Genomic DNA, 5,524 nt, shown 5'->3' with positions numbered 1-5,524 from the left:
AATGCGGGCTTGCTGTCGCACTGATGATGACATCCGCCCAGGCTGCCAGCTCATATCTTCTGCTGTAGTCCTCTATCCTGATCTGCTGATGTCTGTCAAATATGCTATCTGCACTGTGGTGACTTCTGCTTGTGCCTGTTATCTCTATATCTGGCGCAAGATCTGCAATATCCTTGACAACTATGCTGCCTATCTTGCCTGTGGCTCCTACGACTAGGATATGCCCGGTATTTGCCTTTTCAGCATCCACACTCTCAACTTGACTGCTGCTTACCACATCACTTCGAACATCTCTGCACGTGTTTTCAATGCCGCCATTTCTTGTAAAATTCACTGCCTCCCGTGCTGACAAGGTTCCGACGGATACCGGAAGTCTCGTAGTGTCACTCTCCGTCGCCACCGCCTTTGCCGCCGCAAGTGCTCCCTGAAATGCTATATTCAGCTCGCCGTCACAGGCTCCAAGCTTCTTTGCCACAAGATATGCGCTCTTCACCTGATGTATGATCTCCACCTCGCCGAGCACCATGGAATCCATACCACACGCCACTCTGCACAGATGTAACATACACTGGAATCCCTCATAATTCATGCTATATCTTCTTATGAGGCTGACAGGGACATCCCTATCATTAGCCAGAAGCATTTCTACCTGTTCAAGCAGGCCACCTCGCCCACCGGAAGCTTCACCGCTGCTCATTTTCCCTGTTATAACAGACCCACATGGCTCACATTTATCCGTAAAGTATATTTCCATCCTATTGCAGGTCGACAACACGACACATCCACCCACCGCAGCCTTTAGCCGCTCAGTGAACTGTCTCTGTCCTTTTGTCGAAAATGCAAAGCTCTCCCTGACATCGGCCGGTGTATTCTTATGATTTATACTTATGCAAAACATATCTTCAGTAACTCCAAATGAAAATTTATGACAAGCCCACGTAAAGAACAAGGGCGGGTATCAAAGCCCGCCCTATTCTTTCAAATGCCTGCTATCTATCATGATTCTATAACAAGCTCCTCTATCGTCACATTCTTTTCCTCATCTATGTTGAAGGCCTTGAGTACCGGATTGTCTATCTCCATGAGGGAGAGAATCAGATAATTCACCTTGGAATCATATGCAAGTCTCTTATCCTCCTCCGAAGGTCTGGATGGAGACTCTGGATGGGAATGGAAGTTGCCAAGAAGCTCGTATCCATTTGCACGCATATCCTTAACTGCCGCAAGCTGCTCTCTCGGGTCCATGGAAAAATGCTCGTTGCTGGCGTCAATATTTGTCAGGAGATACACCTTCCTGATGTACTTCTTGTCTCCCTCTCTGACACCGCCGATCAGACCACAGGACTCATTTGGAAGGCCTTCCTTGCAGTGTGCAAGTATCTTCTCGTAATCAGACTTTGTCATGTACAACATCTTACTTCATATCCTCCTTATTATCAAGCATTGAGCAGACGCATGAAAAGGCGCTTCGCGCGGCGTCTGCGTGCTTCATAAGGAATCTCCCGCAAGCGGGTCCTCCTTATGAAAATTACTTTCCGTCGCACTCCACCTGCTCGTAGTCGATGAGCTTGGTGATGGTTGGATTTGGTCCACATACAGCACATCCACAGCCCTTCTTGTGAGGGAGCTTTACTGTGTGGAATTCCATCTTAAGTGCGTCAAATGTAAGGAGTCTTCCTGTCAGAAGATCGCCAACTCCAATGAGATACTTGATTGCCTCCATAGCCTGAAGACTTCCGATAACACCGCCCATTGCTCCGATGACTCCGGCCTGCTTACATGTAGGAACCGCATCCTTTGGAGGTGGATCCTTGAATACACATCTATAACATGGTCCCTCATCTGGAACATATGTCATAAGCTGACCCTTGAATCTGATGATTCCTGCATGTGAAAATGGCTTCTTAGCCATAACACAGGCATCGTTGATAAGGAATTTTGCAGGGAAGTTGTCTGTTCCATCGATGATGAAATCATAGTCCTTGATGAGATCCATGATGTTCTCTGATGTCACGAACTCTCTGTATGTGATCACATTTACATCAGGGTTCATGGCGTTCATGGTCTCCTTTGCGGATTTGACCTTTGCCTTGCCCACATCTGCTGTTCCGTGAATGATCTGCCTCTGAAGATTTGACAGATCTACCTCATCGGCATCAACGATACCGATCGTACCAACTCCGGCTGCTGCCAGGTACATAGCGGCTGGTGCTCCAAGTCCGCCTGCGCCTATGATCAGCACCTTGCCATTTAACAATTTCTTCTGTCCCTTCACGCCAACTTCCTGAAGGATGATGTGACGTGAGTAACGTTCCATCTGTTCGTTTGTGAATGCCATTAGAAGCTGCCACCTCCCATGAAGTAGAGGAACTCTACTGTATCGCCGTCCTTGAGCTCTGTTGTTGCAAATGCATCTGAGTCAACAAACTCATCATTGACTGTTACTGTGACATAGTCCGGATTCTCAACGTTCTCTGACACGATGATCTGAGCTATTGTTGTCTTCTCTGCTATCTCTTTCTTCTTTCCTGCTATTGTGACTGTCATTTTTCTTTCCTCCTGACGATTCATTTGCCTGTCCGGCGTTGCCAGACTGACATAAAATGTGATTATATACTTTATAATTTTAATTATATAGTTTCATTCTTCTGTACACCGAAAGTAATTGACTACAGTCAAATACTCCATTGTGTCACTTTACCAACGAATTTCTACTCTACAATAATTTGCCAACTTCCTCCTCCAGCGCATTTCTCTTCACAAGACCGCGGATGCGGGAAACCTCCTCGCCTCCCTTGAAGAAGAGTATAGTTGGTGACGCCATGACTGCGTACTTCTCAGCAAGCTCTGCGTCGAAGTTTACATTTACCTTGTATACATTTACCTTGTCCTCGTAGTCATCCTCGATGCCGCCAAGGATAGGTGAGAGCTGCTTGCATGGTATGCAGCTGTCCGAATAGAATTCCACGATGACCGGGAGCTCCGACTGAAGAACCTTCGCATCGAAATTCTCTGCACTGACTCTTACTGCCATTCATTTTCTCCTTTCCTGATCAATCCTCCAGTTTTTTAACTATAAGATCATAAGTACCATTCTCGTTGTCGATGAGCTTCAGGATCTGCTGTCCTTCCTCCTTGAAGCTTCTTGGTACGTTCTGTACAGGCTCGCCGTCATTCATGGTAACCGCAAGCACCTGTCCTATCTCAAGCTCCTCCATGGCTACCTTCGCCTTGACAAATGTCATCGGGCACACCACATCAGTTATATCTACTCTGTCATTGATTTCATAATCAGCCATTGTAAGCCTCCTTTAATACTTCTTTGAATTTGTCTAAGCCCACGCGCTCCAGTGTAAACTGGAAACGCTCGCTTGGCTTTGCATTGTCTGCAAAGAACTGTATTGCCGCATCTGTGATACGGAAAAGCTGTTCCTCAGATGTAACAACCGGAAGTAACTCCTCGCCGCGGTGGATCGTGTTACCAAATAATCCTCCGAATGAGACAAGGTATCCTGTCTCGCCCTTCCATGCATCTGTAGGACATGCCTTTGCGCATCGACCGCAGTAGTTACATTTGTCTGTGTCGAGGATGATCTTGCCGTCCGCCATGGTGATCGCACCCTCACGGCACGCCTTGACGCACACGCCACACATGATACATGATGGCTCATCCCACTCTACTACCATTGCGCCCTTGATTCCCACGTCGTTCTCCTCTGCCTTCAGACAGTTGTTCTGGCATCCTGTGACACCGAACTTGAACTTGTGAGAAAGCTCCCTTGCGTAATATCTCGCATCAAGCTTCTTTGCTATATCATAAGTGTCTATATTGCCGCTCGGACAGATCTGATTTCCCTGGCACGCTGTGACTGTTCTTACTCTTGGGCCACACACACCCGGCTTACAGCCTCCCTTTGCCAGTTCTTCCTTTACCTCTTCCACATCGTCAAGCTTAACAAATGGGATCTCGACGCTCTGTCTCGATGTGAGATGTACATGTCCATCTCCGTATTTCTCGGCAACCTCTGCTATCTTCTTGAGATTCTCTGCGGTAAGATTTCCTCCCACCACCTGAAGTCTCAGAGAAAAGTTATTCTTCTGCTTCTGTCTCATGAATCCGCCCTTTTTCAAAGCTGCGTAATCTACTGCCATATGTAGTTCCTCCAAATCATTTGTGTATTAGTCGGCAAGGGCCTTCTGGAAATCTTCTATCAGATCCTCCACATCCTCGATTCCGACACTAATACGAATCATATCATCATATACGTTGGCGTCAAGCTTCTCCTGCTCTGTGCTGTGCGCATTCAGTGTTGATTCAGGATGCACGATGAGCGTCTTTGTGTCTCCTATGTTCGACACTATCTGCGGTATTGTGAGCTTGTTCATCACCGCAAATGCCTTCTCCTTGCTGCCGACTCTGATGGTGATTATGGCACCATAACCACCGTGGAGCTGTTCATTTGCGATATCATACCAAGGACTGGATTCAAGTCCCGGATAGTTGACCTTTACACCCTCCTGACTTTCCAGAAACCGAGCAAGGGCAAGTGCATTGTGACAACATCTCTCCATCCGAAGCCCCAATGTCTCCATGCCCAGCATATTGTAAAATGCCGTCTGCGGAGCTATGCAGGCTCCTGTATTTCTAAAAAGTCCGTTTCTGAGCTTTGCTATGTAGGCGAACTTTCCGAACATCTTGTACTGCTGCAGAAGCGGATAACGCTCTGCGTCCCATTTGAAATTGCCGCTGTCAGTGATAACTCCGCTTATGGCATCGCTGTTGCCATTGATGTACTTGGATGTGGAATTGATGACTATGTCCGCTCCAAGTGTAAGCGGTGTGACCAGATATGCAGTTGCCACTGTATTGTCTATTAGGAGCGGAAGCCTGTGTGAATGTGCCAGCTCCGAAAGCGCCTTTATATCCACCACATCAAGCTTCGGATTGCCGATGGTCTCAGCAAATATCACTCTGGTGTTCTCATTTATCGCTGCCTCGACCGCATCCTTATCCGATATCTCCACAAATGTCGTCTTGATCCCAAATGCCTCCAGATCGTGGAACAGATCTATCGTTCCCCCGTAGAGTCCTGTGCTGGAGACTATCTCTCCGCCAGTTCCTACTATATTTAAGAGTGCATTTGTGAGTGCCGCCATTCCAGAAGAACACGCTACCGAACCTACTCCCTTTTCAAGATTCGTCATCCGCTCCTCAAATGCAACTATCGTCGGGTTGTTGATCCTCGTGTAAGAAAACCCCGTCGCCTTGTTGTGGAAGAGCTTCTCATGCTGCTCCGCTGAAGGCTGATAGAATGCACTGGATTGATAGATCGGTGTAAGTGTGGCGCCTGTATTCTCATCACCAAGCTTTGCGCTGTGTAATAATGCTGTGTTAAATCTCATGATCTTCTATGCCTCACTAAATAATAAATCCTATAATTCCTACGAACATGATAGGATTATAGCTCTTATACCCTACTATGTCAATAGGAATTATAAAATAAGCAATGCAGATAATAAAAAA

Annotated in this window: 7 protein-coding genes and 1 pseudogene; all 8 read right to left on the bottom strand. The window is 46.9% G+C overall.

Annotated elements, in window-relative coordinates:
- Nucleotides 1–898: pseudogene (locus CCU_RS11135) on the bottom strand (hypothetical protein); the annotation flags it as partial.
- 98 nt (nucleotides 899–996) lie between these two features.
- Nucleotides 997–1,413 carry a M67 family metallopeptidase gene (locus CCU_RS11130; RefSeq protein WP_004851714.1) on the bottom strand — a complete coding sequence of 139 codons (417 nt, stop codon included), beginning with the start codon at nucleotides 1,411–1,413 and terminating at the stop codon, nucleotides 997–999.
- Nucleotides 1,414–1,528: 115 nt separating this feature from the next.
- Nucleotides 1,529–2,338, bottom strand: coding sequence for a thiazole biosynthesis adenylyltransferase ThiF (gene thiF, locus CCU_RS11125; RefSeq protein WP_004851717.1), 810 nt, complete (start codon nucleotides 2,336–2,338; stop codon nucleotides 1,529–1,531).
- On the bottom strand, nucleotides 2,338–2,547 hold the full coding sequence (gene thiS / locus CCU_RS11120; protein ID WP_015534732.1) for a sulfur carrier protein ThiS: 210 nt from the start codon (nucleotides 2,545–2,547) through the stop codon (nucleotides 2,338–2,340). The genes thiF and thiS overlap by 1 nt, the downstream gene beginning before the upstream one ends.
- 169 nt (nucleotides 2,548–2,716) lie before the next feature.
- Nucleotides 2,717–3,034 carry a thioredoxin family protein gene (locus tag CCU_RS11115; RefSeq protein WP_015534731.1) on the bottom strand — a complete coding sequence of 106 codons (318 nt, stop codon included), beginning with the start codon at nucleotides 3,032–3,034 and terminating at the stop codon, nucleotides 2,717–2,719.
- Nucleotides 3,035–3,053: 19 nt separating this feature from the next.
- On the bottom strand, nucleotides 3,054–3,299 hold the full coding sequence (locus CCU_RS11110; protein WP_015534730.1) for a sulfurtransferase TusA family protein: 246 nt from the start codon (nucleotides 3,297–3,299) through the stop codon (nucleotides 3,054–3,056).
- Nucleotides 3,292–4,152 (bottom strand): 4Fe-4S binding protein, encoded by an 861-nt coding sequence (locus CCU_RS11105; protein WP_015534729.1) that lies wholly within the window; start codon nucleotides 4,150–4,152, stop codon nucleotides 3,292–3,294. Before CCU_RS11105 ends, CCU_RS11110 begins: the two co-directional genes overlap by 8 nt.
- Nucleotides 4,153–4,179: 27 nt before the next feature.
- Nucleotides 4,180–5,403 carry an O-acetylhomoserine aminocarboxypropyltransferase/cysteine synthase family protein gene (locus CCU_RS11100; RefSeq protein WP_015534728.1) on the bottom strand — a complete coding sequence of 408 codons (1,224 nt, stop codon included), beginning with the start codon at nucleotides 5,401–5,403 and terminating at the stop codon, nucleotides 4,180–4,182.
- Nucleotides 5,404–5,524 lie beyond the last annotated feature (121 nt).

The organism is Coprococcus sp. ART55/1, from assembly GCF_000210595.1.
Taxonomy (GTDB): domain Bacteria; phylum Bacillota; class Clostridia; order Lachnospirales; family Lachnospiraceae; genus Coprococcus; species Coprococcus aceti.
This window is presented reverse-complemented; position numbering and strand designations above follow the sequence as displayed.

What these genes read in the sequence shown, in the direction of transcription:
- CCU_RS11130 (WP_004851714.1), bottom strand. Translation starts at nt 1,413, where the DNA reads ATGTTGTACATGACAAAGTCTGATTACGAGAAGATACTTGCACACTGC.
- thiF (WP_004851717.1), bottom strand. Translation starts at nt 2,338, where the DNA reads ATGGCATTCACAAACGAACAGATGGAACGTTACTCACGTCACATCATC.
- thiS (WP_015534732.1), bottom strand. Translation starts at nt 2,547, where the DNA reads ATGACAGTCACAATAGCAGGAAAGAAGAAAGAGATAGCAGAGAAGACA.
- CCU_RS11115 (WP_015534731.1), bottom strand. Translation starts at nt 3,034, where the DNA reads ATGGCAGTAAGAGTCAGTGCAGAGAATTTCGATGCGAAGGTTCTTCAG.
- CCU_RS11110 (WP_015534730.1), bottom strand. Translation starts at nt 3,299, where the DNA reads ATGGCTGATTATGAAATCAATGACAGAGTAGATATAACTGATGTGGTG.
- CCU_RS11105 (WP_015534729.1), bottom strand. Translation starts at nt 4,152, where the DNA reads ATGGCAGTAGATTACGCAGCTTTGAAAAAGGGCGGATTCATGAGACAG.
- CCU_RS11100 (WP_015534728.1), bottom strand. Translation starts at nt 5,403, where the DNA reads ATGAGATTTAACACAGCATTATTACACAGCGCAAAGCTTGGTGATGAG.